The sequence below is a fragment of the Rhodococcus sp. Leaf247 genome (assembly GCF_001426185.1).
GTDB lineage: Bacteria > Actinomycetota > Actinomycetes > Mycobacteriales > Mycobacteriaceae > Rhodococcoides.
Genome location: NZ_LMRP01000001.1, coordinates 849,109 through 875,250 on the forward strand (window position 1 = coordinate 849,109; position 26,142 = coordinate 875,250).

The window sequence follows — 26,142 nt, forward strand, 5'->3', positions numbered from 1 at the left end:
CCTTCCGCATGGGGCAGGGAGAACAGAACACCGATACCGAGATCACGACGTCCGACGGGCGGGTCCGCGGATTCGTCCGGCGGGGCATCGCGCAATGGCGGGGCATCCCGTACGCGCAGCCGCCGGTCGGGCCGTTGCGTCTGCGCGCGCCGCAGCCGCTGTCACCGTGGGAAGGCGTCCGCGATGCCACCTCGTGGGGTGACGCCGCCGTCCAGGACACGGCGCGCTCCCCCATCGGACCGGTGCGCGGACAGGCCAGCAGCGAGGACTGCCTGACGCTGAACGTGTGCGCACCGGCCACACCGTCCGCGACTCCGCGCGCGGTCATGGTGTTCATCCACGGTGGCGCCTACACACTCGGGACGTCGGCGACGTCCATGTACTCGGGCACCTCCCTCGTGCGACGCGGCGACATCGTCTACGTCTCGCTCAACTACCGGCTCGGAGCGCTCGGATACCTGGACTTCCGTCAGTTCTCGACGCCGGAGCGGACGTTCGACAGCAACCTCGGCCTGCGGGACCAGATCGCGGCACTGCAGTGGGTCCAGCGCAACATCGCCGCGTTCGGCGGGGATCCCGACAACGTCACCATCTTCGGCGAGTCGGCCGGCGGTAACGCGGTCACCACGCTGACCTCGATTCCCGCGACGACGGGACTGTTCCACCGCGCCATCTCCCAGAGTTCGGCACCCGGCATGGTCGCGACGTCGGATCGGAGTGCGACGTGGGGCGCGGAGTTCGTCCGCCTCCTCGGCGCGACCCCGGCGACCGCCGCCGACACCCTGGCGACCGCCGACACCGGGGCACTGCTGAAAGCCGCGAAACGGTTGGGCGGCAAGGTCTTGCGAGAGACGCCGGGGCTGATTCCGTTCGGACCGAGCGTCGACGGCGACCTGGTGCCCGAGGCACCGCTCGAGGCGTACCGCTCCGGCGCCGCGCAGGCCGTGCCGATGATCATCGGCAGCAACGAACACGAGGGCACCTTGTTCCCCAAGTGGCTCGACGCGCTGCCGACCGACGCCGCGCGCATCGACCGTCTGTTCGCGGACACCGACCCGTCGGCCAAGGACCGCATTCTCGCGCAGTACCCGGGATACCCGAAGGGTCTGTCCGCCATCGACTTCGGCGGAGATTTCACGTTCTGGCGGCCGTCCCTCGAGATCGCGGACGCGCACACCGAGTACGCACCCACCTACGTCTATCGATACGACTACTCCCCGCGCCTGTTCGACCTGCTGAAGCTCTACGCCACGCACGGCTCGGAACTGTTCGCGGTGTTCGGTGTCTACCGCTCGCGGGTCGGTAAGTTCTTCTCCCTCCTGGGGGACCGAGGCGGCGCGGCCAGGGTCACGGACGAGGTTCAGCGGCAGTGGCTGGCCTTCGCCACAACCGGTGCGCCGGAAGCAGACTGGGGCCGGTACGAACTTCCGACCCGGGCGACGCGCATCTTCGACGCCACGACCCGCATGGAGAACGATCCGCTCGGCGCACGCCGCGCTGCCTGGGACGGGTACACCGGCTACGACGCCCCGTCGGCGGAGTCGTCGCAGGACTTCCGTACCGGCACGGAGCGCTAGCTACTTCACCAGGCGTGACAGGCGGCGGTCGGCGAGGATGCGGCCGCCGGTCTGGCACGTCGGGCAGTACTGGAACGACCGATCGACGTACGACACCTCGCGCACCGTGTCGCCGCAGACGGGGCACGGCATGCCGGTGCGAGCATGCACCCGCATGCCGGACCGCTTCTCGCCCTTCAGACGTGCCGCATCCTGGCCCTCGGACCGGGCGACGGCGTCGAGAAGCACGGTGCGCATGGTGTTCCACAGCATGGTCACAGACTCAGGGGTGAGCGAGGCGGTGGTGGCGAACGGTGAGAGTTTCGCGGTGTGCAGGATCTCGTCGCTGTACGCGTTGCCGATACCGGCGAGCAGCTGCTGGTCCACCAACGCTGTCTTGAGCCGAGAGCTCTTGCGCGAGAGTATCTCCGCGAATTCCGGCTCCGTGACTGCGAGCGCATCAGGGCCCAGACGGGCTATGCCGGGCACCTCCTGCGGGTCCCGCACCACCCATACCGCAAGCCGTTTGCGTGTGCCGGCCTCGGTGAGGTCGAACGCCGGCGTGAGTCCCTCCGGCGTGAACAGATGGACGCGGAGTGCAAGCGGACCCTTGCCCGGCTTCGGGGGTGCCGACGACGGTTTGTCGGCCCAGCGAAGCCATCCGCCGCGGGAGAGGTGCGTGATCAGCCAGAGCCCACCGGCTTCGATGCCGAGGTGCTTGCCGAATCGGGCGGCCGCGGTGATGTCCTTGCCCTGCATGTCCGTCACCGGCGGATCGAACGTTTTCAGCACACTCAGTGCGGCGACGTCGATACGTCCGATCACCGCTCCCAGCGCATGCTCACGCAGGAAGCCCGCGAGAGCCTCGACCTCGGGTAATTCCGGCACTCCTCGAGCCTAATCGGAAGTCACGGTCGATGGACGAGATAGGTGTCCATCACCCACCCGGTGCGTTCTCGGAGGGCCGCTCGTCGCTCCACGATCTCGTCGCTCACCTCGTCGACCGGGCCTGCCAGGATCACCTCGTCGGGCGTCCCCAGGTTCGCGCCCCACCAGACGTGCCAGCCGGGCAGAGACCGGAAGCTGCAGTCGGAGTCCAGCATGACCACGGCCGCGCCGACTCCGTCGGGAAGGCCGGACTCGCGCAGCTGGCGACCCGTGGTGGTCAGCACCGGCTCGCCGATCCTGTTCAGCACGATGCGGTGCGCGGCGGCGAGCGCGGACGGGCTGGTCACGCCGGGAACGACGGACACCTCGAACGGCTCGTCCAGGACCGCGCGGACCCGTTCGACGACGCGCAGGGTGCTGTCGTAGAGCGACGGGTCGCCCCACACCAGCATCGCTCCCACCGAGTCGGCCGGCTCCGCCGCGATCAGGTCGGCCAGCATCCGCGCGCGCAGGTCGTGCCAGGTGTCCACCGCGCCGTCGTAGTCGGCGGGGGTGCGGTCTCGCGGCGGATCGGTGAACTCGACGATCCGATGCTCACGCGTGACGTGCTCGGCGAGAATACGGGTGCGGACGTCGACGAGCTCCTGCTTCTGCGCGCCCTTGTCGATGACGAAGAAGACGTCGACGGTGTTCATCACCTTGATCGCCGCGACGGTCACCTGGTCGGGATCACCCGCGCCGATACCGATCACGTGCATGGTCTTCATCTTCCTGAGCCTAAGGTGTAGCCATGGTCGCGACGCCCTACGAGGATCTGCTCCGCCGCGTGCTCGCGGAGGGCACCGCCAAATCCGACCGCACCGGGACGGGCACCACCAGCCTGTTCGGGCATCAGATGCGCTTCGATCTGTCCGAGGGATTTCCGCTGGTCACCACCAAGCGTGTGCACCTGAAATCCATCGTGCACGAGTTGCTGTGGTTCCTGCGCGGCGAGTCCAACGTGGCCTACCTCCGCGAGAACGGCGTGACCATCTGGGACGAGTGGGCGGACGAGAAGGGCGATCTGGGCCCGGTCTACGGCGTGCAGTGGCGTTCGTGGCCCACACCGTCGGGCGAGCACATCGATCAGATCTCGCAGGTGATGGACACCATCAGGCGCGATCCCGATTCGCGACGGATGATCGTCTCGGCGTGGAACGTCGCCGAGATCCCGGACATGGCTCTGGCTCCGTGCCACGCCTTCTTCCAGTTCTACGTCGCCGACGGCAAGCTCTCGTGCCAGCTGTACCAGCGCAGCGCCGACATGTTCCTCGGCGTGCCGTTCAACATCGCGAGCTACGCGCTGCTGACGCACATGGTGGCGGCGCAGACGGGCCTCGAGGTCGGCGATTTCGTGTGGACCGGCGGCGACTGCCACATCTACGACAACCACGTCGACCAGGTTCGTGAGCAGTTGACGCGAGAGGCGTTCCCCGCCCCCACGCTGCGGCTCGCGCCACGAGAGTCGATCTTCGACTACACCTTCGAGGACATCGAGATCGTCGACTACCAGCATCATCCGGCGATCAAGGCGCCCGTCGCCGTATGACCGTCGGCATGGTGTGGGCGCAGGCGCACGGCGGCGTCATCGGTAAGGACGGCACGATCCCGTGGCGTGTGCCCGAGGACATGGCGCACTTCCGCGAGGTCACGGGCACCGGTCGCGTCGTGATGGGTCGGCGGACGTGGGATTCGCTTCCGGCCCGGTTCCGCCCCTTGCCGGGGCGCGAGAACATCGTGCTGAGCCGGGACCCGTCGTGGTCGGCCGACGGCGCCGTTCGCGTCGCTTCGGTGCAGGACGCCCTGCCGACGGACGGGTCCGACACCTGGATCATCGGCGGTGCCGACGTCTATCGGCTGGCTCTCCCCGTCGCCGATGTCGTCGAGGTGACCGAGATCGACGTCGAGGTGGACGGCGGCGACACCCGCGCACCGGAGGTTCCGCCCGAGTTCGTCCGGTCGGACGGAGCGTGGCAGATCAGCGAATCCACAGGAATCCGCTACCGATTCGTGACGTACACCCGCTGAATCACCCGCGCAGCACCGTCCTCGTGCCGGATAATCCAGCACCATGGACAAGAAATCGCTGACAGCTCTCGCCCGGCAACAGCTGAAGTTGGCGAAGACCGCGTCCAGCGGGCGCAGCTCGCACACCGTCTACGGCGGACACCAGCGAAGCCTGCGCCAGACCGTCGTGGGGCTGGCCGCCGGCAATTCCCTCGCCGAGCACGACCTCAACGGCGAGTCGACGGTGCTGGTCCTCAGCGGTCAGCTCCAGCTGGTCAGTGGCGACCGCAGCTGGAAGGGTTCCGCCGGTGACCTCCTGGTCGTCCCCGACGCCCGCCACAGTGTGGAGGCCGTCGAGGACGTCGCCTTTCTGCTCACCGTCGCGATGTGAGCCTCAGACGCTGAGGACCTCTCCGCGTTCACGCTCGCGGGCGAGTGCGCGGTCGCGGGACTCCTCGAAGCGAACGGCCTGCTTCTCGAGGTCCCCGAGGTAGTCGGCCACCAGTTCGCGCAGCTTCTCCCCCTCGGCGCCGAAGTCGGTGCGCTCGAAGATGTTCCACTTGCGCAGAATCGGCATGATGACCTCGTCCAGATGCTGACGCAGGTCGTAGATGCCGTACTTGGCGATCAGCACAGCATTGCGTCGGAAATCGGGTTGGTTCAGTCCCGGCATCTGGAAGTTCATGACGACGTCGGCGATGGCCTTCATCGTCTGATCCGGCGCCAGGTCGATCGCGGCCGAGCACATGTTCCGGTAGAAGATCATGTGCAGGTTCTCGTCCGCGGCGATACGCGCCAACAGCGCGTCGGCGATGGGGTCGTTGCAGGCCTTGCCGGTGTTGCGGTGCGACACGCGCGTCGCCAATTCCTGGAAGGTCACGTACGCGACGCCGTGCAGGAGGTTGGCCCCCTCCATCGGCGAGTCGATGCCGACCGTCATGTGTTCCATGCGGGCCTGCTCGAGCGCGACGGGGTCGACGCTGCGGGTGACGACGAGGTAGTCGCGCATCGCGATGCCGTGTCGGTTCTCCTCGGCGGTCCACCGGCCGACCCACGTTCCCCAGGCACCGTCCATCGAGAAGTTCTCGGCGAGCCCGCGGTGGTAGGACGGCAGGTTGTCCTCGGTGAGGAGGTTGGTCACCATGGCGGCCTTGGCCACCTTGGACAGGGTGGACTGCTCCGGTGACCAGTCCTGGCCCCCGAGCATGGCGAAGTTCTTGCCGTCGCTCCACGGGATGTAATCGTGAGGATTCCACGGTTTCGCGAGGTCGAGGTGACGTTCGAGATTGGCTTCCGCTACCGGCTGCAGCTCGCGCAACAACTCGATCTGAGACAACGCCTGTGGCATGAGTTACCCCCGTGAACCTTGATGTTTCGTGACTATCGGACGCCCTGGCCGGACGTCGCTCACCGACGCTAGGACCGTCCGGCGAGCAGCGCCCCACCCTTGCGCCGATGTTGGGAACATTCGTAGGAGCCCCCCGAAGGCTCTGGATCCGATCACAGCAGTGTCCCGAATCGCGGCATGAAACTACACATATAAACTTTTATTGCCCTACAATCTGTACTCACGCCCCGTTTTGCGCGAGTGATGAGCCTCTCCAGCAGGTATGTGCGAGAGAAACCGACATACGTCACGATGTGGCCAACGGATCGCCGACCGGAAGGAACAAGCACGTGAGTGTCGAGAACACGCAGCCGTCCCAGGCTGCTGCGATGGAGAAGAGCACCAGCGGACTCTTGGTGGCCGGGCGTCCCGCCGGGTCCGCACGAGATCTCGAGAACGTCGCACGACGGACCGTCGGGCCGGCGTCACGGGCATCTTCCCTGAGTGCCAGCCTACGGTCCGATGTCACCGAATTGACCGTCACCTGCCTGTCCATGGCGGTCGGTGTCGGAGGCGACTCCACCACGGCATCCGACGCCGACATCGCCGAGCTCGGCGGCCGTGCAGCACAGTGGGCGCGCGAGGGCGTACCGCTCCGCGCTGTTCTCGGCGTCTACCACGAGGGCATCCAGATGGGCTGGGACCTGGTGTCCGAGCGTGCATCCAGCGGCGGGGCCGCGCACCTCACCAAGGTCGCCAAGGCCTTCGTCGGTCTGTCCGAGCGCATCTCGACAGCAGCGTCGTCCAGCTACGTCGACGAGCTGCAGGCAGTCGCCAGCGAGCACCACACCGCCGCGCACACCGTCGTCACGGCGCTTCTGAGTGGACACAACGCGCGGTCGGTGGCTCGACAGTCGGGCATCGAACTCGCCGACTCCTTCACCGTGCTCGCCGTCTCCATCGCCGCTCACCCCGACGAGAGCAACCCGGCGCTCCCCCGCGCCGTCACCGCTCGCCGCAAGCTGCGTCGCGTGCAGGCCGAACTCGCCATCGTGTGCGACCGGTCCCCGCTGTCGATGCTGTCCGCCGAGGGCGGCACCATCCTCGTTCCCGGTGAACGTGACGACGAATGGGTGGCCACCCTGGTCGAGCGGATGTCCGCCGCCGCCGAGACCGCCGTCACCGCCACCGTCGCCACCAGCTCGGTCAACGATGTTCCCTCCGCCTCCGACCAGGTGCACGAGCTTCTCGACCTCGCTCAGCAGCTGCGCCGCCCCGCCGGCGTCTACCGCATGACGGATCTGGTGCTCGAGTACCAGCTCACGCGTCCCGGCCCCGGCCGCGCCTACCTCTCGCGCGTCCTGATCCCGCTGGACAACTCGCCCGAGCTGCTCGAAACTCTCGAGATCCACATCAACCACGATCTGAACCGCCAGCGGTCGGCGCGTCAGCTGCACCTGCACACCAACACCGTCGACTACCGCCTCAAGCGGATCGCGCACCTCACCGGCTTCGACCCCACCCGGCCGTCGGGAATGCGCCATCTGCAGGCCGCTCTGGTCGCCCGCAAGTTGGAAGCGATCTCGCCGAGCGCCTGACAGTCATGTGGACCCGGTAGAGTGCTGTGCGTCAGCCGGTACTCGCCGGGTCGGCCCTCGTAGCTCAGGGGATAGAGCAACCCTCTCCTAAAGGGTAGGTCGCAGGTTCGAATCCTGCCGAGGGCACCCTTCGCCGAATACAGTTCCCACCATGATGCGCGCCCTCCTCCTCGTCGCCGCCCTACTGGGCTCCCTCTTCGTGGCGGCAGGACCGGCCTCCGCCGCACCGTCCACCACGTGGCTGTGCCGCCCCGGTGCACCCACCGACCCGTGCGGCGGCGGAACCGACGCGCCCGTCGACTGCTTCTACGTCTATCCGACGGCGTCGCTGCAACCGGCGCAGTCCGCGAATCTCGATGCGTCGCCGGAACTGATGTTCGCCGCGGCCGCGCAGGCCCGACCCTTCGACTCCGTATGCAACGTGTGGGCGCCGGTCTACCGGCAGGCCACCCTGCTCAGCTTGGCGACGGCGGACGGTCCGGCTCGCGATGCGGCGCTCGCCGCGGCATACATCGACATCGATGCGGCCTGGACGGATTTCCTGGCGCAGCGCGACTCGAACCGCGGAATCGTGCTGCTCGGGCACTCCCAGGGATCGCGGATGCTGAAGAATCTCCTGCAGAACCGCATCGAGAACGACCCGGCGTCGCGGGCGAAGCTGGTTTCCGCGATCATCCCGGGCGTGACACTGAGGCAGTCCGACTTCACCACCGTCGTTCCGTGCACCGACCCGAGCCAGACGGGGTGCGTCGTCGCCTACTCCACGTTCTCCCGCACTCCTCCGGCCGATTCCCGGTACGGCGGCGACGATGTTCTCTGCACGAACCCGGCATCGCTCGGCGCGAACGCCCGGACGCCGGTTGCCGGCCCGCTGCCGGACCTCACCGCGCAGTGCGACGTGGACAACGTGCTGATGGTCGAAGGTGGTTCCGCCGCAGCACTTCCCACGTTGCCGAACGCGACATGGGGGCTGCATCTGCTCGACCTCACGATCCCCCAGCAGACGCTGGTCGATCTGGTGCGCACGCAAAGCGCGGCCTACGCGGGCTGACCCCGGCGGCCGGAGCGCACACGGGTTCTGTGAAGTGCACACCCGTTGCAGCCGGCGGGTAGGGGTGTGCGCTCACCAGAAGAGGTGCACATGCGTACCAGCGGGCATCCGGCGCTGCTTACCTGCTGCGGCCATCAGGTGAGGGTGTGCACACGCGAACCAGCTCAGCGTCCGCAGCACTCGTGGCGCATTGGCGGAAGCGCACACCGATTCCGTGAAGCGCACACCAGATGCAGCCTGCAGATGAGGGTGTGCGCTCACCAGAGGGGGTGTGCACACGCCAACCAGCGCGGCACATGGCAGCACCGGCGTCGCAGCGCGCCCAGTGGACCGTGCGGGTGGAGGTGTGCGCACACCACTTGGGGTGTGCGCACGCCGAGCAGCGCAGCGCCGGCCGCACATGGGGCCCGACGCCGAAGCGCACACCGGTTCTGTGAAGCGCACACCCCTTGCAGCCAGCGGGTGAGGGTGTGCGCTCACCAGAGGGGGTGTGCACACGCCAACCAGCGCGGCACACCGCAGCACCGGCGTCGCAGCGCACCCAATGGACCGTGCCGGTGGAGGTGTGCGCTCACCACAAGGGGTGTGCACACGCCGAGCAGCGCAGCGCCGGCCGCACATGGGGCCCGACGCCGAAGCGCACACCGGTTCTGTGAAGCGCACACCCACTACAGCCGGCGGATGCGGGTGTGCGCTCACCACTAGGGGTGTGCACACACCGTCCAACCACGCCGATCCTGTTCCGCCACAACCACTCCACCCCACAGCACCAGCCGCGAACACTGCGAGACCACGGTCACACCCACCGACCGGCTACACTGGGTCTCGCTGCTGCGCTTCGATGCGCGGCGTACGTCGTGGAATCAGCACGAATTTTTCTTACGGCGATCGGAACTGCCCACCGGCAGTCTCGCCATTCTGCGCTCCGCAATCGGAGTGCTCAGATGCCCGAAAGGCACTCGAACTCTTCATGACTTCTCTCTCCTTCGCCGACCTCGGCGTCAGTGACCGGATCGTCCGCGCCCTCACGGGTGCAGGCATCGCGTCACCGTTCCCCATCCAGGCCGACACACTTCCCGACACGCTGAAGGGTCGCGACGTTCTCGGTCGCGGAAAGACAGGCAGCGGAAAGACTCTCGCGTTCTCGATCCCCATGGTGTCCCGTCTCGGCGACACGTTCTCGGGTGTCCGCAAGCCCAACCGTCCGCGTGGACTCGTCCTCGCTCCGACGCGTGAGCTCGCGACTCAGATCGCCGCAGCACTCGAGCCGCTCACCATGGCGACGAACCTCCGCGTCACCACCATCTTCGGTGGCGTCTCGCAGGCCCGTCAGGTCACGGCGCTGAACCGCGGCGTCGACATCGTCGTCGCCTGCCCCGGTCGCCTCGAGGACCTGATGAAGCAGCGTCTGGTGACGCTCGACGACATCGAGATCACCGTCCTCGACGAGGCCGATCACATGGCGGACCTGGGATTCCTTCCCGGCGTCACGCGCATCATGAAGGCCACCCCGTCCCACGGTCAGCGCATGCTGTTCTCCGCGACGCTGGACAACGGCGTCGACAAGCTGGTCAAGCAGTTCCTGACCGACCCGGTGCAGCACTCGGTGGACGAGGAGAACTCGCCCGTCGCCGCGATGACGCACCACATCTTCGAGGTGGGCGGTGTCGACGGCAAGAAGGCCCTCGTCCAGCGCCTCGCATCCGGCGAAGGCCGCCGCATCCTGTTCATGCGCACCAAGCATCAGGCTCGCAAGCTGGCTCGTCAGCTGACCGAAGCCGGCATCCCGTCGGTCGACCTGCACGGCAACCTGTCGCAGGCTGCTCGTGACCGCAACCTCGCCGCGTTCTCGACCGGCGACGCACGCGTCCTCGTCGCCACGGACGTCGCAGCCCGCGGCGTGCACGTCGACAACGTCGAGCTGGTCGTCCACGTCGATCCGCCGGCCGAGCACAAGGCGTACCTGCACCGCAGTGGTCGTACCGCTCGCGCGGGCAGCGCCGGTGACGTCGTCACCGTCGTGCTGCCCGAGCAGCGTCGCGACCTGGCGGTCCTGATGCGCAAGGCCAAGATCGATGCGGCACCGCAGCGCGTCACCGTCGACTCCCCCGCCGTGCAGGACCTGGTCGGCGCGGTGGCGGCATACGTCAAGCCCGTACCGAAGGAAACCGCACCGGCTCCGAAGCAGGGGCAGCCCGGTCGCGGACGCTCCACCCGCGGCGGACACGCAGGCAACTCCACCGCGAGCTCCGGCCGTCGTCGCCGCCCGCAGACCGCGCGCAGCGAATCAGCCGGTTACCGGGGCTGATCGCCGAGCGATACCGACGCTGAGCACCGCCGCCACGACGCAGAGACCAGCTGCGCCGAACCAGGCGGCGGTGTACTCACCGGTGGCATCGCGCACCATGCCTGCCACGACGGACGCGATGCCGGCACCGACCTGGTGGGATGCGAACACCCACCCGAACACCAGCGGTCCCTGGGTGCCGAACACCTCGCGGCACAGGGCGATCGTCGGGGGAACCGTCGCGACCCAGTCCAGTCCGTAGATGACGATGAACACGACGATCGACGGGTGCAACGCGTCGGAGAGCAGCGCGGGCAGGAACAGCAGCGCCACTCCTCGGAACGCGTAGTACGCCCCGAGCAGCACCCGTGGATCGACCCGGTCGGTGAGCCATCCCGACCCGATGGTGCCCACGATGTCGAAGATCCCCACCACGGCGAGCAGCCCTGCCGCCGTCGTCTGCGGCATTCCGTGATCGTGGGCGGACGGAATGAAGTGCACTCCCACGAGGCCGTTGGTGGTCGCGCCGCAGATCGCGAACCCCACCATCAGCGCCCAGAACGTGCGTACCGACGACGCATCTCTCAACGCCTTCAGCGCACGCACGGCAGGATTGCCGGTCACGACCACGGGCGTGGGAGCTTCGGTCGCTCCGTACGGCAGCGCCCCCACCTCCGCCGGGGAGTCCCGTAGGAACAACACCACGAACGGGACGACGACCAGCGCACCCGCAGCGACTACGAGGGACGCCGTACGCCACCCCGAGTTCTCGGCCAACACGGCCACGACGGGCAGGAAGATCAGCTGCCCGGTCGCGGATCCTGCCGTGAGGATGCCCGAGACCAGTCCGCGTCGGCGAGTGAACCACCGGTCGGTCACCATCGCCGCGAACACCAAGGCCATCGATCCCGTCCCGAGGCCGATGAGCAGACCCCACGTGAGCAGGATCTGCCACGGCGACGTGACGAAGACGCTGAGAGCGCTGCCCAGAGCCACGACGGTCAGTGCGACGGATGTCACGGTGCGGATGCCGAAGCGGTCCATCAACGCCGCGGCGAACGGCGCGGTGAGCCCGAACAACAACAGGTTGATGCCCACCGCGGCGGACAGCACGCTGCGCGACCAGCCGAACTCGTCGGTGATGGGGACCATCAGGACGGACGGAGCAGCGCGGAATCCGGCCGCACCGAGCAGCGCCAGAAATGCCACCGCGGCGACGATCCACGCGCGGTGGATCCGCCGCGGACGCGCCGCGACGACGGGCTCGGACGTCATGAAGCTCTCTTTCGGCGAACACGAACCGGACACACCGGTGGCACACTCGAGGAGTGAGAGGCAGAACGGCCACAGGTCGCGGTAGGAGCACGCTACACCCGGACGAAATGGCGACCGGATCGGTGATGACGGCTCTCGCTGTCGCGTTCTCCGTGATCGGTTCGCTGATCCCTGTCGCCGGGGCCCTGCAGATCGTGGCGATCGTTCCCCTTGCCGTCGTGGCGCAGCGACACCGGATCCGTGCCTTGGCCGTCGCCGGGACCGCGGGCGTTCTCGTGTCGTTCGTCGCAGGCGGGTTCGGCACGGCGCTCACCATGACGGTGTCCACCGTCCTCGCGGGCATCGTGGGGGTCAGCGTGCGGCGGGGCCGGGGCTTCGGTTCCGTGCTGACTCTGTCCCTGGTCGCCGGGGCCGTCGTCGGTGGGCTGTCCGTCCTGATGTTGCTGCTTCTCAGCGGTCTGCGCGAACTGTTCCTCACCGTCCTGGAGAACTCGATCCGAGGAAGCGCGGACATCGTCGGCACGTTCGCCCCTGCCGAGGACGTGGCCACCGCGGTGGCCGATTACGTGTCGTTCGCGCTGGGGTACTGGTGGATTCTCGTGTTCGTCTCGGGCATGATCTCGACGGCCGTGAGCGGCGTCGTCGCGTGGTGGGTGCTGCGCGCCACCCTCACCAGGCTCGGTCAACTCGAGACCCGCGGCGAGCTTCCGGATGTCGTCGACACCGATACGACTGCGCCGCAGCCGGTTCCGGTCCGCCTGACGGGCGTGACGTTCCGCTATCGCGGTGCGCAGGACGACGCCCTGGGGCCGCTGGATCTGACGGTCGTACCCGGCCGCTTCGTCGCCGTCGTCGGCGCCAACGGGTCCGGCAAGTCCACTCTCGCCCGCATCCTCGTGGGCGCCGAACCGACGGGCGGCCAGGTCGAGCGGTACGGGCGCACCGGGCTCGGGATGGTCGGCGGGACGGCCATGATCCTGCAGCACCCCGAAGCCCAGATCCTGGGAACGCGGGTCGCCGACGACGTCGTCTGGGGACTGCCGACGTCGTCTCGTCCGACTCCCGAGCGGGTGGAGGAACTGCTGACCGAGGTGGGACTGGCCGGATACGGCCTGCGGGACACCGGAAGTCTGTCCGGCGGGGAACTGCAACGACTCGCCGTCGCCGCCGCATTGGCACGCGAGCCGAAGCTTCTGGTCGCCGACGAGGCCACCGCGATGATCGACCCGCAGGGACAACGGGAGCTGGTCGAGCTGCTGGCCGCGCTTCCGCGTCGTCACGTGATGGCCGTCGTGCTGATCACGCACCGGGCCACCGAGGCCGCCCTGGCCGACGACGTGGTTCGGCTGCACCGCGGACGACGCGTCATGCACGATCCCACCTGGATGTCGTCGGCGCCGTTCGCCGGTACCGCGCCGTTCCCTCCCCCGGGACCGCCGCAGCTCGTCTTGCGCGGCGTGGGGCACGTCTACAACCGCCGCGGCCCGTGGGCGACGCGTGCGCTGCAGAACGTGGACCTGACAGTGCATCGCGGCGAGGGGCTGCTGATCATCGGCGGGAACGGCTCGGGGAAGTCGACTCTCGCCTGGATCATGGCGGGTCTGACATCACCGACCGAGGGCACGTGCGAGCTGGCCGGCAAGGCCACCTCGTCGTCGATCGGCACCGTCGCCCTGTCGTTCCAGCACGCTCGTCTCCAGCTGCAGCGCCGGACGGTGTCCGAAGACATCGAGGCTGCCGGTGGTAGCGATGTGGGCACGATCGACGTCAGTCGAGTGCTGGACCAGGTGGGGTTGGATCGACGTCTCGCCGGTGCACGCATCGACGAGCTGAGCGGCGGACAGATGCGCCGCGTCGCCTTGGCCGGACTCCTGGTGGGCAAGCCCGAGATCCTGGTGCTCGACGAACCGCTGGCCGGGCTCGATCCGCCGGGGCGCCGCGAGATCACGGCGCTGCTCGCGCACCTTCGACGAACAGGACTGACGCTGGTGATCATCTCGCACGACGTCGACACCCTCGCGTCCGTACGCTCGCGCACCGTGATGCTCGACCACGGCACCCTGCAGGTCGAGACTGCCGCCGGAGTGATCCGATGAGAGGCACGTTGCTCCGCGAGCTTCCGACCGTGAGTCCCGTCCACAAGCTCTGGGCGGGAACGAAATTGGTGGCCGTGACACTGCTCGGCGGATCGTTGGTGGTGTACCCGACGTGGGCGATGCTCGCCGCCGTGTCGACGGTGCTGCTGCTCGCCGCGCTGGTCACCCGCGTGCCCGTGTTCGCCGTTCCGGTGCCGCCGTGGTGGCTGTGGGGTCTGGTCGCGTTCGGTGCGGCCGTCAACCTGGTGGTGGGAGCGGACGCCGTGTGGGTCTACTTCCGCGGCATCCTGTTCGGAGTCGTCCTGCTGTGGGCGACATTGACCGTGGCGTGGACGACGGCGATGGCCGACATCGCGCCGGCCATCGCCACGTTGCTCTCACCCCTGCGCAGAGTCGGTGCGCCCGTGGACGAGTGGGCCGTGTCGATGGCCCTGTTGCTGCGCGCTTTGCCGATGCTCGTCGACGACGTCTACACGTTGGTGGCCGCACGACGGCTGCGCCCCCGCAAGACCACGCGCAGCGGGAAGACGCAGGACACGTTCCTGGTCGACATCATGGCGGCCATCATGTCGGTCGCGATCCGCCGGTCGGCGGACATGGGCGAGGCGATCGCCGTGCGGGGTGGCAGCGGCAGCATCACGTCGGGTCGGCGACGGCCGGGTGTGGCCGACGCCGTCGCCCTCGTCCTGGTGATCGCCGCGTGTGCGACGGGCGTCGTCCTGTCCTGAGACTCAGGCGAAGACGGTGACGAACGTGTCGACCGACTTCTCGATGTCACCCTTGAGTGCGCGGGCCACACCGGATCCGACGGGACCGAACAGCGGCGCGCCGCCGAGGTCGATGGTCATCTTCAGCTCGCTGCCGTCGGACTTCTCGGTGACCGACAGCTTCAGCGACACCTTCACGCCGCCCTTGCCGGAGCCCTTCAGCTCGAGCTCGCGGGGCGGGGAGTACTTCTTGACGGTCCATTGGACGCGGTTGCGCATCCCCTTGACCGAGACGACGGACGCCATCTGCGTTCCCTCGGTCAGCTGCTCCGGCAATTCGCCGCGCCACCCGTCGTGGATGCTGAGCCACTCCTCGTATCGGGTGAGGTCGGACGCGCCGTTCCAGGCGACCTCCGCGGACAGAGGAACGATGCGGACCACTTCGAGTTTCGCCACCGCGTCAGACTAGCCGGTGGGTGTGCTCGTAGTGGCCCGCATCGCGATCGGACTGTGGTCGAGATGTCAGTGAGCGGATGCCTTCTCGGCGCCGACGCCCGTCATGGACCGCACCTCCATCTCGGCTGCCTTGTCGGTGCTCTCGTTGTCCTTCGACGTCAGCGTTCCGACGATGCCCAGGATGAAGGCGAGCGGGATCGAGACGATGCCGGGGTTGGACAGCGGGAACCACGCGAAGTCCGAGCCCTTGATCATCGACGTCGCCGAGCCGGACACGGCCGGGGAGAAGATGATGAGCAGGATCGTCGAACCCAGTCCGCCGTACATGCTCCACAGCGCACCGCGCGTGGTGAAGCGACGCCAGAACAGCGAGTACAGGATGGTCGGCAGGTTCGCGGCTGCCGCCACGGCGAAGGCCAAGGCGACGAGGAACGCGATGTTCTGACCGTTGGCCAGGATGCCGCCGCCGATGGCGAGGACACCGATGACGACCGCGGTGATCCGGGAGACCTGGACCTGCTTCTTGTCGTCCACCTCGCCCTTCTTGATCACGCTGGCGTAGATGTCGTGGGCGAACGACGCCGAGGCGGTGATCGTCAGACCCGCGACGACCGCGAGGATGGTCGCGAACGCCACTGCCGAGATGATGCCCAGCAGGATCACGCCGCCGAGTTCGAACGCGAGAAGCGGTGCGGCGGAGTTCTGTCCGCCGGCCGCGGCGAGGATGCGGTCCGGGCCGACGATGGCCGCTGCGCCGTATCCGAGCACCAGGGTGAAGAGGTAGAAGGCACCGATGAGGGCGATGGCCCACACGACGCTCCGACGAGCTTCCTTGGCGGTGGGGACGGTGTAGAAGCGCATCAGCACGTGCGGGAGACCGGCCGTACCGAGCACCAGGGCGATACCGAGCGAGACGAAGTTCAGCTGCGAGGTGGCCGAGCCGCCGTACTGGGCGCCGGGAGCCAGGACATCTCGTGCTGCAACGGTTTCCGCAGCGGAGTCACTGACCATCGACTGCGCACTGCCGAGGATCTCGGACAGGTTGAAGCCGAACTTGGCCAGCACCAGAACGGTCATCAGGGCGGCACCGACAATGAGAAGTGCGGCCTTGATGATCTGCACCCAGGTGGTGCCCTTCATGCCGCCGACGAGCACGTAGACGATCATCAGGATGCCGACGACGGCGATGACGATGGACTGACCGGTGCGGTCGGAGATGTCGAGCAGCAGAGCGACGAGGCCGCCGGCGCCGGCCATCTGCGCCAGCAGGTAGAAGAACGACACGGTGAGGGTCGACAGTGCGGCCGCGGTGCGGACCGGGCCCTGCTTGAGCCGGAAGCTCAGCACGTCGGCCATCGTGAACTTGCCGGTGTTCCTGAGCATCTCGGCGACCAGCAGCAGCGCGACGAGCCACGCCACCAGGAAGCCGATGGAGTAGAGGAAGCCGTCGTAGCCGTAGACGGCGATGGCTCCGGCGATGCCGAGGAAGCTTGCTGCCGAGAGGTAGTCGCCGGCGATGGCGACACCGTTCTGCGGGCCGGAGAACCCGCCACCTGCGGTGAAGAACTCCGCCGAGGTGGCGTTCTTCTTGCTGGCCTTGATCACCACGGCCATCGTCACCAGGACGAAGACGCCGAAGATCGAGATGTTGATCAGAGGGCTGCCGACGGTCTCGGCCTGGGCGGCTTGCGCGAGGAAGCTCATGTCAGGGGTCCTTCGAGTTCTTCGCGAATCTTCGCGGCGCGGGGGTCGAGCTCACGGTTGGCGAACTTCACGTAGATACCGGTGATCGCGAACGTCGTGACGAACTGGGCGAGCCCGAGCAGCAGGCCGACGTTGATGTTGCCGAACACGGTGGTGGCCATGAAGTCGTGGGCGTAGGCCCCGAGCAGCACGTATACCGCGTACCAGATGAGGAAGAAGGCTGCCATGGGGAAGACGAAGCCGCGCAGGCGCTTCTTGAGCTGCTGGAACTCCGGGGAGGCCTGCATCTCGACGAAGTCCTGAGGAGAGGGCGTGCGGGCGGCGGGCGGTGTGCCCGGCGGGGTGGGTTGTGCGGTGGTCACGGGTGCTCCTACGTGTCGGGAGATACGCCGATGACGGTAATGAGACCGCGATCACACGGGTAGTGCGTGGCGCCGATCACACGCCGAGCAGCGCGCCCGTGCGCCGAACGGTCTGCGGAGTGGGACGAACGGTTACTGCTTGCGCAGCCGCTCCACACCCAGCCCGAGGCGTTCGGGTGCGTGCATGGCCGACATGATGCGGCCGATGTCCACCGGGACGGACGAGCGCGTGGCCCACGAGACCGCCACCATGACCGCGAAGGCCAGCGGAACACTGACGGCCGCCGGGTACCCCACCACGGCCGCCGGCCATCCGCCGAGCCAGTCCTCGGAGACACCTCCGAGTACGGCGACGGAGGCGGCACCGGTGGACACCGCTCCCCCGACGATCAAGCCGGCAGCGGCGCCGGCAGCCGTAAGCCCACGCCACCAGATGCCGAGCACCAACAGGGGACACAGGGTCGACGCGGCCACGGCGAACACCAGGCCGACCGTGCGCGAGAGATCGAGGGTCACCAGGCCCACGGACAGGAGCAGCGGCCCGGTTCCTGCGACGACCGCGGCGATACGGAAGTCGCGCACCCGGCCGCGGAGGATGTCGGTGCTGAGCACTCCCGCGATCGTGACCAGCAGTCCGGACGACGTGGACAGGAAAGCCGCCATGGCGCCCGCGGCGACGAGTGCCGCGAGGACGAGTCCGGGCACACCGTCGATGGCCGCGGACGGCAGCAGCAGCACCGCAGCATCCGAGGCGCCGGTGATCAGCAATTGCGGCACGTACAGCCGGGCGAAGACCCCGAGCACCGTCGGGAAGAGGTAGAAGACCGACAGCAGTCCCACCACCGTCAGTGCCGTCCATCGCGCCGCCGGCCCGTCCGGGTTGGTGTAGAACCGCACCAGCACGTGTGGGAGTCCCATCGTCCCGAGGAACGTGGCCAGGATCAGCGAATACACCTGGTACAGCGGGAAGGGACCCCCGAAACCGTTGCCGGGAGCCATCCAGTCGGACCCCTCGACGGGGGCGCCCGCGACGACGGGGACGGGTGATCCGGCGTCGAGTTCGAGCACGGTGCCGGACAGCAGTGTGTGATCGCCGGCGGCGAGCGTCGTCGGACCGTCCACACGGGCACCGTCGACAGTTCCCCGCACCACGACGGGAAGAGCTTCCTGCACCTGCACGACGACGTCGGTACTGATGTCGACCGTGGTCGCGGTGTCGACGGAGGGCGGTGCGGGAGTGCCCATCTCGCGAGGGTCCTGGACGAAGTGCACGGCCAGCACCAGGGCGGGCACCGCCACTGCCGTCAGCTTGAGCCAGTACTGGAAGGCCTGGACGAACGTGATGGACCGCATGCCGCCGCCCACCACGTTCAGGATGACGATGACGCCGATGATCGCGGCGCCGGCCCAACTGGGCACTCCCAGCAGGATGTTGAGCGTGAGACCGGCGCCCTGGAGTTGCGGCACGAGGTACAGCGCGCAGACTCCGGCGACGACGAGCATGGCCAGCGTGCGCAGACGCGGTGATCCCAGCCGGAACTCGGCGAAGTCCGGCACGGTGTAGGCACCGGACCGGCGTAGCGGCGCGGAGACGAACAGCAGCAGCCCGAGGTAGCCGGCCGTGAACCCCACCGGGTACCACAGCGCATCGGCACCGTACTTCGCGATCAGTCCGGCGACTCCCAGAAAGGATGCGGCGGACAGGTATTCACCCGATACCGCAGCCGCGTTCCATCGCGGCCCGACGCTGCGGGACGCCACCAGGAAGTCGGAGGTGGTGCGCGCCAACCGGACTCCGTACGCACCGACCGCGACCGTGGCCACCGCGGAGGCCACGACGGCCAGCAGGGTCGGGATGGACAGCATCAGTCCTCGACCAACTCCGTGAATTCCTGCTCGTTGCGCTCCGCCGACCGTACGAACCTGTACCCGGCGACGAGCAGCAGCGGATAGGACCCGACCGCCAGCAGCCACCAGGGCAGACCGATTCCCAGAACCTGGACCGCTCCGGCAGCGGGGGCGAGTACCCACACCACCGGGACGATGCCGAGGAGCAGGACGACGACGGCCGCGGTCCGCAGAGCCAGTGCGAGCTGAGTGCGGACCAGACCGTTGATCATGGCCTCGCCGACCTCGGTCTGCTCCTGCACCTCCACGCGAGTGCGCACGATCCGCGCTCCCCGGCGCTGCGCCAGCACGACCTTCTCCCGACCGGCCATGTCAGGAACGCTGCTGCCCGGCCAATGCCGCCCGCGGTCCCCGGACGAGTCGGTCCCGCAGCTCCCGCGTGTGGCGCCGACTCACCGGCAGCTCGACGGGCGCCGAACCGGGCGCGCCGCGCAGCACCACCACCAGCCCGGATCCGACCGTACGGGTGCCGCCGACCTGCGCGACCGAGACCAGGAACGAGCGATGCACGCGCAGGAAGCCGTGATCGGCCCATCGGGCCTCGAGTGTGGACAACGCGATGCGCACCAGGTGCGTCCCGGTGGCGGTGTGCAGACGGGCGTAGTCGCCCTCGGCCTCGACCCACAGCACCGTCGACCGCGGAACCATCGTCGTGACTCCCCCGAGTTCGACCGGGATCACGTCGTCCTGGTCCACCCGGGCGGACGTGCTCGGAGCGGCACCCGATCGCTTGTCGACGACGCGTCGCACGGCCGCGGCGAGCCTGTCGTCGCGCAGCGGCTTGAGGAGGTAGTCGACCGCGCCGATCTCGAAGGCGGCGACGGCCCGATCGTCGTGCGCGGTGACGAATACGACGGCGGGCGGCGAGGCGAAGTTGCTCAGCACGCCGGCCAGTTCGAGGCCGTCCAGTCCGGGCATGTCGATGTCGAGGAACACTCCGTCCATCGGTGAGTCCCGCAGGATGCGCAGCGCGGTGGTGGCATCCGAAGCACCCTCGACCGTTCCGACGGCTGGGTGTTCGCGCAGCAGGAACATGAGCTCGTCGAGCGCGGGTCTCTCGTCGTCGACGGCCAGCAGGCGCAGTCCGGTTTGCTCTGTCACAGTAAGACGATCGTGCCACGGCGACGCCGAGCGCGGATGCGGTTACACCGAGTCAGCGAACGTGGACAGCCGTCGGTTGCCGACGTCCGCTATTTCGCGCCGCGGAAATATGGTTCGACGGTGCCCTTGAGCTTGACGAGCATCGGATTTCCGTAGCGATCCTTCGCGGTCGGGACTTCGACACGGACCCAACCATCAGTCACGTTGTACTCGCGAACACTTTTCTTCTCGACGCCGTTGAAGCGAATACCCACGTCCCGGCGCAACACCTCTTCATCGTAGAAAGCGCTGCGTGGGTCGATCGACAGGTGATTCGGTGGCACGTCTGCGTTCTGGTCCTCGGGCATGATCACTTCCGTTGGCGGCGACGATGTCGGATGCGTGGGTCAGCTCTCGAGAAATATACGCGACCCCTGACCGCTGGTGGGGCAGTGTGCTTCTACGGCGTACTCGAGCGTCCGGTCGCCGTCGGGACCGGTAACGGTGACCTCGTAGGCAACCGGGGATTAAGCAGCTCAGGTAGGGCGCCGCAGCACAAGCCCCAGTCCGATCCCGGCGAGTATCACCGAGCCGACGGCCACTCCCGTCGAGACCCAAAGATCCGCGGTCGGTGAGAACGTCGCGGTGTCGACCTCGGTCAGCGGCGTGTAGGCGGTCCATCCATAGGTGACGATCATCGGAACCGTGATGGCGACCAGGACCGCCAGGCCGACGGTCGACGAGGACGCCATCGTCGGTGTGATCGCGGTGAAGACGTACGCTGCGGCAGCAGGGAGCACGGCCAGGCTCGCGGCGAAAGCGATGTTGTCCAGCGGCGGGCGGTCCAGTAGCGCGGTCACGCAGACGACGGCGAGGACTGCGATACCCGTGATCGGCCGCTTCCAGCGCACCCCGAGGCCGACTCCGACGGCCACCGCGATGACACTCCCGAGGATGAATCCGTACGTCCACGCCGGGCTGCCCACGTCGAGGCCGATGCCCGACGACGTGGACGTGGCAGCCAACACCGCGGTCCCGGCGAGTACCGGGGCTCCGGTACGACCCGGCATGAGAGCTGCTGCGACGAGGAGCACCGGCACGGCGAGGATCCCGAAATAGTAGATGCCGTTCGTGCCCCCGCTCGAGTCGTACAGCTGGCGAAGGAACAACCAGTGGGTCAGCAGACCGCACAGCGGTATCATCAGCACAGCGAGCAGAAGTCGGCCCGAGCGCTCGGCGGGTGGAACGGCCGCGAAAGGTCGTCGACACGACCCCACGACGATCAGGACAGTGAGCGCCGCCAGCACGGGCACGATGACAGGGGTGCTGCGCTCCGCCTCGGTGAGGTAGTCGGTGTACCGCTCCGGCACATCGGTCTCGAGTGCGTCCCACGCGCCGGCAGTGAGCAGGCCGACCAAGAACCCCGCCACGAACATCGGCTGCCATCGCACACCGGAGAGTGAGACTGACAGCACCGCAGCGCATCCCAGCAGAATGCTGCCCGCGACGACCGCGACGTACTCGTACGAAGACTGTGCGAGCAGGACCGCCGACAGGCCGGCCGTGGCCGCCGACATGGCCACGAGCGTGGCCACGACGACCCGTCCCCGCGCGAACATCGCCACCAGGGACCCGGCGATCACGGCCGCCGCGAGAACGCCGCCCCCGCTGGCGAGCAGCACCCCGACGCCCGACGAGTCGCCCGTGATGTCGAGCCCACCGGACTGCGACAGCAACACCGCCGCCAAGAAGCTCGACAGCAGAACAGCGAGCGCGCTCACGCCCTGATCCCCGAGCGGAACTTGGGAATCCTCATGCTGACTTTCGTACCCGAGTCGGGCGCTGTCTCGACCACCAGCCCGTAGTCGTTGCCGAACGCGGCGCGCAACCGGTCGTCGACGTTCGACAACCCCACGTGCACGCCGTCCTCGGACCCCAGGTCACCGGTGCGGAGCAGCTCCGGATCCATGCCGACCCCGTCGTCCTCGACGCTGATCGCGGCATCCGTGCCGGCGTCGGCGGCGACGATCGTGATGCGTCCCCGACCTCGCCCGGCGACACCGTGGCGCACCGCGTTCTCCACCAGCGGTTGCAGAGCGAGGAACGGCAGGACAACTCCCAGGACTTCGGGGGCGATCTGCACGGTGACCTCGAGAGAGTCGCCGAACCGTGCGCGTTCGAGCGTCAGGTACCGGTCGATGTTCTGCAGTTCGTCCGACAGGACCGTGTACTCACCGGCCGACCGGAACGAGTACCGCGTGAAGTCGGCGAACTCCAGGACCAGCTCGCGCGCACGGTCCGGATCGGTGCGGACGAACGACGCGACCGTGGTCAGCGCGTTGTAGATGAAGTGGGGGCTGATCTGTGCGCGCAGAGCACGCACCTCCGCACGGTCGAGTCGGGCGCGGCTGGCATCGAGCTCGGCGAGTTCGACCTGTTCGCCCACGTAGCGGGCCACCTCGGTGCATGCGCCGAGCAGCCCGGGCCCGGGCTCGTCGAGTGTCACCACGCCCAGTACGCAGACCACCCCGGCGCCCGGCGTCAGGACCGGTTGCACGACGAGCGATCCGCCCGGTGCGGTGGTCGTGCGGACGAGGACTCGCCGTTCGCTGTCGACGGCTCGCCTGGCGGTGTCGAGGAACGTCGACTCGAGTCCCTCGACCGGCCCGTCGTGTCCCAGCATCGTCCCGTCGGGACCGGCGATGATGACCGCCCGGGCGCCGGTGAGGGTGCGCAGGTGGGGCGCCGCCTCGGTGGCCGACGCCTCGTCGAGACCGCGACGGAGTGGGCGCGCGGCCAGCGACGCGGTGTGCAGAGCAGCGTGCACGGCACGTTCGGTGGGTGTGGTCAGGGGCCTCGTGCCCCGGCGGGTGATGACGACGACGGCCCCGGCGACCAGGGCCGCCATGGCGATCAGCACCACTGCCGTCGTGGCGGTCACGGCAGTTGGTCACACGTGTTCGTCGGTGTGTCCCCGAGGAAGCGCTGGGTGACCCAGTCGATGCCCTCGATGTTCGCGGCGGAGTCGGCGTGGCCCTGGTCCGCGCGGACGCGGAAGTCGATGCTGTCGCCCAGCGCGCACGCCGCTCTCGCGGCAGCTTCGGTCCACTGCGGAAGTATCAGGTTGTCCCGCGATCCCACCAGGACCATCATCGGAGCGCCGGCAGCCTTCTTCGGAAGAGCGTTGTCCGCCAACCACGTCCGCATCGCCGAGTACGCCTCCGGCGAGCGCGGACGGACGTCGTCCGGCCCGATCGACGACGCCGCGGACAGTTTCCCGGTGGCCAACGGACCGGTGCACGCGAGCAGGACGTCCTTGTTCTCGAGGAGTCCGCCGCTGAGGAAGTCCGAATCCTGGTACGGCGGATCGGCCTCGGCCGCAACGTCACTGGCGAGGAATCCCTCGACGACAAACGGCATGATGGACTGCTGCGGGAGCGTGAGGTCACCGAGTCCGCCCTCGGGAGCGATGGGGCTGACGTCCGCTGCGGGTGACAGGTTCGCCGAGCCGACGAAGTCGAGCCCGTCGCCGTACTCGTCGGCCATCTCCGCCGCCGCCCAGGTCGCCTGGCCGCCCTGCGAGACACCGAGGGCAGCCCACCGGGTTCCGCTGCCCGGAGCGATGTTCCGCGCTGCCCGCACTGCGTCGATGATGTCGTATCCCGCTGTGGGCGCGTCGAGGTAGGGATGCGGATCGTCGGTACCCAGCCCCTGGTAATCGGTGACGGCGACGACGGCCCCGCGTTGGAGCAGCGGCGTCACCAGTCCGATGGTGCCGAGCAGGTTGGGATACAGCGACGGTGCGCACTCGTCCGTCACGCCGGTGGTGCCGTGGCCGACGGAGACGACCGGCCAGCCTCCGGCCGGAGGTGTTCCGGCGGGGACGAACACGACTCCGGTGACATCCGCGCCGGCCCCGTCCCGCACGCCCGAGGTCGAGCGGTAGGTGATCCGGTGGGCAACGGCACCGAGGGCGGACACGGCCTGATCCACCTGTCCCAGCACGACATCGGAGACGATGGCACCGCGTTCGTCACCGGCCGGTGCCGGTGAGGTGGGGGCCGCCGCAGGCGTCGAGGACGTCGGGTCGTCGGTCGTTCCGGACGAGCACCCCGCCAACGCCAGCATCGACACCGCCACTGCCATCACTGCTCTGCGCACAGGGTCAACCTCTTTCCGCCATGAATCGTTGCAGCCGGGTCTCGCTGGCCGCCTGTTCGAGATCGAGCCCGTCCAACACGGTACGCAACACCTCGTCGTCCAGTTCGCCGGAATCGCGGGCGCTCAGGAGCGCTTCGCGTTGCCGTCGCAGCACCGTCCTGCGCCACTCCTCGAACGTGGCACCGGTGGCGCGGGTGCGTTGCGCGCGTTCGTTGTCGTCCTCGACCTCACCCGCCTGGATCCGCGCCATCGTCACGCGTCGCACGCGCTCGAGGACGTCGGCGGTGTCCTTGTCCGACACTTTCTGCAACGCCTCGTCCAGACACTCCTGCACAGCCCGACGGGAGATCAGCCGCGCGCGATGCCTCTGCTCGTCGAGATGCTCCGCCTCCAGCGGATCGGTGATGTCGAGCCGGGCGATGACCAGCGGCAGCGTCACTCCCTGGATCAGCAGAGTGCCCACGGCCACGGTGAACGCGATGGCCTGGATGATGCCGCGCCCGGGGAAGTCGTCGCCCGCGAGAGTCGTGAACGGAACACCGGCCGCGGCGGCGAGCGTGACCACTCCGCGCATACCGGCCCACGACAGGACGACGTTCTGTCGCCACGTCAGTTCAGCGTGTTCGGACTTGCGCAGTCGGTGATAGGAGCGACGGATCGCCGAGCCGGCGAACAGGGCGAGCGGGCGCAGCACCATCACCAACAGCAGGACCAGCAGGCCGTAGAGGAAGATCACGTGGACCGGCAGGCCCTCGGCGGCGATATCGTCGATGACGAACTTGAGCTGCAGGCCCATGTAGGCGAAGACGAACGTCTCGAGCAGCAGATCCAGGGTCGGCCACACGTGACGTTCCTGGATGCGCGTCGGAACGGCGTCGCTGCTGCGTGCGGACCCCAGCACGAATCCTGCCGTGACGACGGCGAGCACGCCCGAGGCGTGGATCTGCTCGGCCGCCAGGTAGGCGGCGAACGGAATGAGAATGCCGAGAACGGTTTCCAGGGCGCTGTCGGACATCCGGTTGCGGGCGAAACGCACCAGCCTGCTCAGGATGTACCCGACGGCGACGCCGCCGACCACCTCGTAGAGGAAGAACACCACGGGCGAGTCGACACCGATGCCGCTTCCCGTCACCGAGGCCACCGTGATGGTGAACAGCGTCAGCGCGGCAGCGTCGTTGACCAGCGATTCACCGGTCAGGATGGCCATCATGCGGGACGGCAGACCGAGCTTGCGACCCACGGCGACGGCGGCGACAGCGTCGGGAGGGGCGACGACGGCTCCGAGGACCAGGGCTGCGCCGAGCGTCAGTTCCGGGACCAGCCAGTAGGAGAAGTACCCGACCGACACCGTCGTCACGGCGACCAGTCCGACGCCGAGCCGGACGATCGACCGGAAGTTGTGCGCGAACGAGGTGAACGAGAAGTTGAGCGCCGTCGAGTACAGCAGGGGCGGAAGAATCACGCCCAGAAGCAGTTCCGGTTCCAGCGCGGGGCGCGGAAGTCCGGGGATGAACGAGGCGACCGACCCGACAGCGACGAGGACGAGCGGTACCTGCAGTTCCAGGCGCTTCGCGAAGCCGGCGATGACGACGGCACCCACGATCACCAGAAGCAGGAGCCACCCGTCCATCGTCTACGGT

At 68.2% G+C, this 26,142-nt stretch carries 24 protein-coding genes and 1 tRNA gene; 10 read left to right on the plus strand and 15 right to left on the minus strand.

The features are described 5' to 3' along the window. Positions 1–8 precede the first annotated feature (8 nt). Positions 9–1,577 (plus strand): carboxylesterase/lipase family protein, encoded by a 1,569-nt coding sequence (locus ASG64_RS03980; RefSeq protein WP_056070202.1) that lies wholly within the window; start codon positions 9–11, stop codon positions 1,575–1,577. On the opposite strand, the gene ASG64_RS03985 is transcribed toward ASG64_RS03980, so the two are convergent. Both ASG64_RS03985 and cobF read right to left on the minus strand, forming a co-directional pair. Beyond that, positions 1,578–2,444 (minus strand): Fpg/Nei family DNA glycosylase, encoded by an 867-nt coding sequence (locus tag ASG64_RS03985; protein WP_056070205.1) that lies wholly within the window; start codon positions 2,442–2,444, stop codon positions 1,578–1,580. It lies immediately after the preceding gene. A gap of 20 nt (positions 2,445–2,464) precedes the next feature. Continuing rightward, entirely contained in the window at positions 2,465–3,211 is a 747-nt protein-coding gene (cobF, locus tag ASG64_RS03990) for a precorrin-6A synthase (deacetylating) (RefSeq protein ID WP_056070207.1), read from the minus strand. Positions 3,212–3,234: 23 nt separating this feature from the next. Here cobF and ASG64_RS03995 point away from each other — a divergent pair, with 23 nt between their 5' ends. From ASG64_RS03995 to ASG64_RS04005, 3 genes are read left to right on the plus strand one after another with little or no spacing between them, the layout of a single operon-like run. Continuing rightward, the gene (locus ASG64_RS03995) at positions 3,235–4,032 is read left to right on the plus strand and encodes a thymidylate synthase (RefSeq protein ID WP_056070209.1); all 798 of its coding nucleotides are present in this window, start codon (positions 3,235–3,237) and stop codon (positions 4,030–4,032) included. Further along, positions 4,029–4,511: a dihydrofolate reductase gene (locus tag ASG64_RS04000; RefSeq protein ID WP_056070211.1), complete on the plus strand. Its 483-nt coding sequence runs from the start codon at positions 4,029–4,031 to the stop codon at positions 4,509–4,511. The genes ASG64_RS03995 and ASG64_RS04000 overlap by 4 nt, the downstream gene beginning before the upstream one ends. A gap of 43 nt (positions 4,512–4,554) precedes the next feature. Beyond that, positions 4,555–4,881 carry a cupin domain-containing protein gene (locus tag ASG64_RS04005; RefSeq protein WP_042575356.1) on the plus strand — a complete coding sequence of 109 codons (327 nt, stop codon included), beginning with the start codon at positions 4,555–4,557 and terminating at the stop codon, positions 4,879–4,881. Positions 4,882–4,884: 3 nt separating this feature from the next. Here ASG64_RS04005 and ASG64_RS04010 read toward each other — a convergent pair whose 3' ends face one another. Then, a complete protein-coding gene (locus ASG64_RS04010; protein WP_042575357.1) occupies positions 4,885–5,838 on the minus strand; it encodes an acyl-ACP desaturase in 954 nt (317 codons plus the stop codon). Positions 5,839–6,206: 368 nt separating this feature from the next. Between ASG64_RS04010 and ASG64_RS04015 the strand changes: the two genes are divergently transcribed. The 4 genes from ASG64_RS04015 (at position 6,207) to ASG64_RS04030 (ending at position 10,774) form a co-directional block, all read left to right on the plus strand. Beyond that, complete coding sequence (locus ASG64_RS04015; protein ID WP_056072650.1) at positions 6,207–7,415, plus strand: PucR family transcriptional regulator; 1,209 nt, start codon at positions 6,207–6,209, stop codon at positions 7,413–7,415. 53 nt (positions 7,416–7,468) lie between these two features. Further along, positions 7,469–7,541, plus strand: a tRNA-Arg gene (locus ASG64_RS04020). A 25-nt stretch (positions 7,542–7,566) separates the two neighbouring features. Further along, on the plus strand, positions 7,567–8,466 hold the full coding sequence (locus ASG64_RS04025; RefSeq protein WP_056070213.1) for a DUF3089 domain-containing protein: 900 nt from the start codon (positions 7,567–7,569) through the stop codon (positions 8,464–8,466). A gap of 970 nt (positions 8,467–9,436) precedes the next feature. Beyond that, on the plus strand, positions 9,437–10,774 hold the full coding sequence (locus tag ASG64_RS04030) for a DEAD/DEAH box helicase (protein WP_042575380.1): 1,338 nt from the start codon (positions 9,437–9,439) through the stop codon (positions 10,772–10,774). Here ASG64_RS04030 and ASG64_RS04035 read toward each other — a convergent pair. After that, on the minus strand, positions 10,754–12,028 hold the full coding sequence (locus tag ASG64_RS04035; protein WP_056070216.1) for an MFS transporter: 1,275 nt from the start codon (positions 12,026–12,028) through the stop codon (positions 10,754–10,756). The genes ASG64_RS04030 and ASG64_RS04035 overlap by 21 nt on opposite strands. A gap of 125 nt (positions 12,029–12,153) precedes the next feature. Here ASG64_RS04035 and ASG64_RS04040 point away from each other — a divergent pair, with 125 nt between their 5' ends. Next, complete coding sequence (locus tag ASG64_RS04040) at positions 12,154–14,124, plus strand: ATP-binding cassette domain-containing protein (RefSeq protein ID WP_056072653.1); 1,971 nt, start codon at positions 12,154–12,156, stop codon at positions 14,122–14,124. After that, complete coding sequence (locus ASG64_RS04045; RefSeq protein WP_056070219.1) at positions 14,121–14,852, plus strand: energy-coupling factor transporter transmembrane component T family protein; 732 nt, start codon at positions 14,121–14,123, stop codon at positions 14,850–14,852. Before ASG64_RS04040 ends, ASG64_RS04045 begins: the two co-directional genes overlap by 4 nt. 3 nt (positions 14,853–14,855) lie before the next feature. On the opposite strand, the gene ASG64_RS04050 is transcribed toward ASG64_RS04045, so the two are convergent. The 11 genes from ASG64_RS04050 to ASG64_RS04100 form a co-directional block, all read right to left on the minus strand. Beyond that, on the minus strand, positions 14,856–15,287 hold the full coding sequence (locus ASG64_RS04050; protein ID WP_042575361.1) for a type II toxin-antitoxin system Rv0910 family toxin: 432 nt from the start codon (positions 15,285–15,287) through the stop codon (positions 14,856–14,858). A 66-nt stretch (positions 15,288–15,353) separates the two neighbouring features. Further along, positions 15,354–16,991 carry a solute symporter family protein gene (locus ASG64_RS04055; RefSeq protein WP_042575362.1) on the minus strand — a complete coding sequence of 546 codons (1,638 nt, stop codon included), beginning with the start codon at positions 16,989–16,991 and terminating at the stop codon, positions 15,354–15,356. Further along, positions 16,988–17,353, minus strand: coding sequence for a DUF485 domain-containing protein (locus tag ASG64_RS04060; protein WP_042575363.1), 366 nt, complete (start codon positions 17,351–17,353; stop codon positions 16,988–16,990). Before ASG64_RS04060 ends, ASG64_RS04055 begins: the two co-directional genes overlap by 4 nt. 132 nt (positions 17,354–17,485) lie before the next feature. Then, positions 17,486–19,219, minus strand: a complete 1,734-nt coding sequence (locus ASG64_RS04065) for a sodium/solute symporter (RefSeq protein WP_056070222.1) — start codon at positions 19,217–19,219, stop codon at positions 17,486–17,488. Next, positions 19,219–19,572, minus strand: coding sequence for a hypothetical protein (locus tag ASG64_RS04070; protein ID WP_042575365.1), 354 nt, complete (start codon positions 19,570–19,572; stop codon positions 19,219–19,221). The genes ASG64_RS04065 and ASG64_RS04070 overlap by 1 nt, the downstream gene beginning before the upstream one ends. Position 19,573: 1 nt before the next feature. Next, positions 19,574–20,362: a LytR/AlgR family response regulator transcription factor gene (locus ASG64_RS04075; protein ID WP_056070226.1), complete on the minus strand. Its 789-nt coding sequence runs from the start codon at positions 20,360–20,362 to the stop codon at positions 19,574–19,576. A gap of 89 nt (positions 20,363–20,451) precedes the next feature. Beyond that, positions 20,452–20,709 (minus strand): DUF3297 family protein, encoded by a 258-nt coding sequence (locus ASG64_RS04080; RefSeq protein ID WP_042575382.1) that lies wholly within the window; start codon positions 20,707–20,709, stop codon positions 20,452–20,454. A gap of 168 nt (positions 20,710–20,877) precedes the next feature. Further along, the gene (locus ASG64_RS04085) at positions 20,878–22,122 is read right to left on the minus strand and encodes a hypothetical protein (protein ID WP_056070228.1); all 1,245 of its coding nucleotides are present in this window, start codon (positions 22,120–22,122) and stop codon (positions 20,878–20,880) included. Further along, positions 22,119–23,282, minus strand: coding sequence for a sensor histidine kinase (locus ASG64_RS04090; protein WP_442971115.1), 1,164 nt, complete (start codon positions 23,280–23,282; stop codon positions 22,119–22,121). The genes ASG64_RS04085 and ASG64_RS04090 overlap by 4 nt, the downstream gene beginning before the upstream one ends. Next, positions 23,279–24,487, minus strand: a complete 1,209-nt coding sequence (locus ASG64_RS04095) for a lipase family protein (protein ID WP_056072659.1) — start codon at positions 24,485–24,487, stop codon at positions 23,279–23,281. The genes ASG64_RS04090 and ASG64_RS04095 overlap by 4 nt, the downstream gene beginning before the upstream one ends. A gap of 19 nt (positions 24,488–24,506) precedes the next feature. Then, positions 24,507–26,132 (minus strand): Na+/H+ antiporter, encoded by a 1,626-nt coding sequence (locus tag ASG64_RS04100; protein ID WP_056070229.1) that lies wholly within the window; start codon positions 26,130–26,132, stop codon positions 24,507–24,509. Between the last annotated feature and the right edge of the window lie 10 nt (positions 26,133–26,142).

Excerpts from the sequence above, each read along its gene's own strand:
- ASG64_RS03980 (WP_056070202.1), top strand. The coding sequence starts at position 9 with ATGGGGCAGGGAGAACAGAACACCGATACCGAGATCACGACGTCCGAC.
- ASG64_RS04040 (WP_056072653.1), top strand. The coding sequence starts at position 12,154 with ATGACGGCTCTCGCTGTCGCGTTCTCCGTGATCGGTTCGCTGATCCCT.
- cobF (WP_056070207.1), bottom strand. The coding sequence starts at position 3,211 with ATGAAGACCATGCACGTGATCGGTATCGGCGCGGGTGATCCCGACCAG.
- ASG64_RS04055 (WP_042575362.1), bottom strand. The coding sequence starts at position 16,991 with ATGAGCTTCCTCGCGCAAGCCGCCCAGGCCGAGACCGTCGGCAGCCCT.
- ASG64_RS04080 (WP_042575382.1), bottom strand. The coding sequence starts at position 20,709 with ATGCCCGAGGACCAGAACGCAGACGTGCCACCGAATCACCTGTCGATC.
- ASG64_RS04095 (WP_056072659.1), bottom strand. The coding sequence starts at position 24,487 with ATGGCAGTGGCGGTGTCGATGCTGGCGTTGGCGGGGTGCTCGTCCGGA.
- ASG64_RS04065 (WP_056070222.1), bottom strand. The coding sequence starts at position 19,219 with ATGCTGTCCATCCCGACCCTGCTGGCCGTCGTGGCCTCCGCGGTGGCC.
- ASG64_RS04045 (WP_056070219.1), top strand. The coding sequence starts at position 14,121 with ATGAGAGGCACGTTGCTCCGCGAGCTTCCGACCGTGAGTCCCGTCCAC.
- ASG64_RS04035 (WP_056070216.1), bottom strand. The coding sequence starts at position 12,028 with ATGACGTCCGAGCCCGTCGTCGCGGCGCGTCCGCGGCGGATCCACCGC.
- ASG64_RS04000 (WP_056070211.1), top strand. The coding sequence starts at position 4,029 with ATGACCGTCGGCATGGTGTGGGCGCAGGCGCACGGCGGCGTCATCGGT.
- ASG64_RS04025 (WP_056070213.1), top strand. The coding sequence starts at position 7,567 with ATGATGCGCGCCCTCCTCCTCGTCGCCGCCCTACTGGGCTCCCTCTTC.
- ASG64_RS04030 (WP_042575380.1), top strand. The coding sequence starts at position 9,437 with ATGACTTCTCTCTCCTTCGCCGACCTCGGCGTCAGTGACCGGATCGTC.
- ASG64_RS04005 (WP_042575356.1), top strand. The coding sequence starts at position 4,555 with ATGGACAAGAAATCGCTGACAGCTCTCGCCCGGCAACAGCTGAAGTTG.
- ASG64_RS04015 (WP_056072650.1), top strand. The coding sequence starts at position 6,207 with ATGGAGAAGAGCACCAGCGGACTCTTGGTGGCCGGGCGTCCCGCCGGG.
- ASG64_RS04100 (WP_056070229.1), bottom strand. The coding sequence starts at position 26,132 with ATGGACGGGTGGCTCCTGCTTCTGGTGATCGTGGGTGCCGTCGTCATC.
- ASG64_RS03995 (WP_056070209.1), top strand. The coding sequence starts at position 3,235 with ATGGTCGCGACGCCCTACGAGGATCTGCTCCGCCGCGTGCTCGCGGAG.
- ASG64_RS04010 (WP_042575357.1), bottom strand. The coding sequence starts at position 5,838 with ATGCCACAGGCGTTGTCTCAGATCGAGTTGTTGCGCGAGCTGCAGCCG.
- ASG64_RS04070 (WP_042575365.1), bottom strand. The coding sequence starts at position 19,572 with ATGGCCGGTCGGGAGAAGGTCGTGCTGGCGCAGCGCCGGGGAGCGCGG.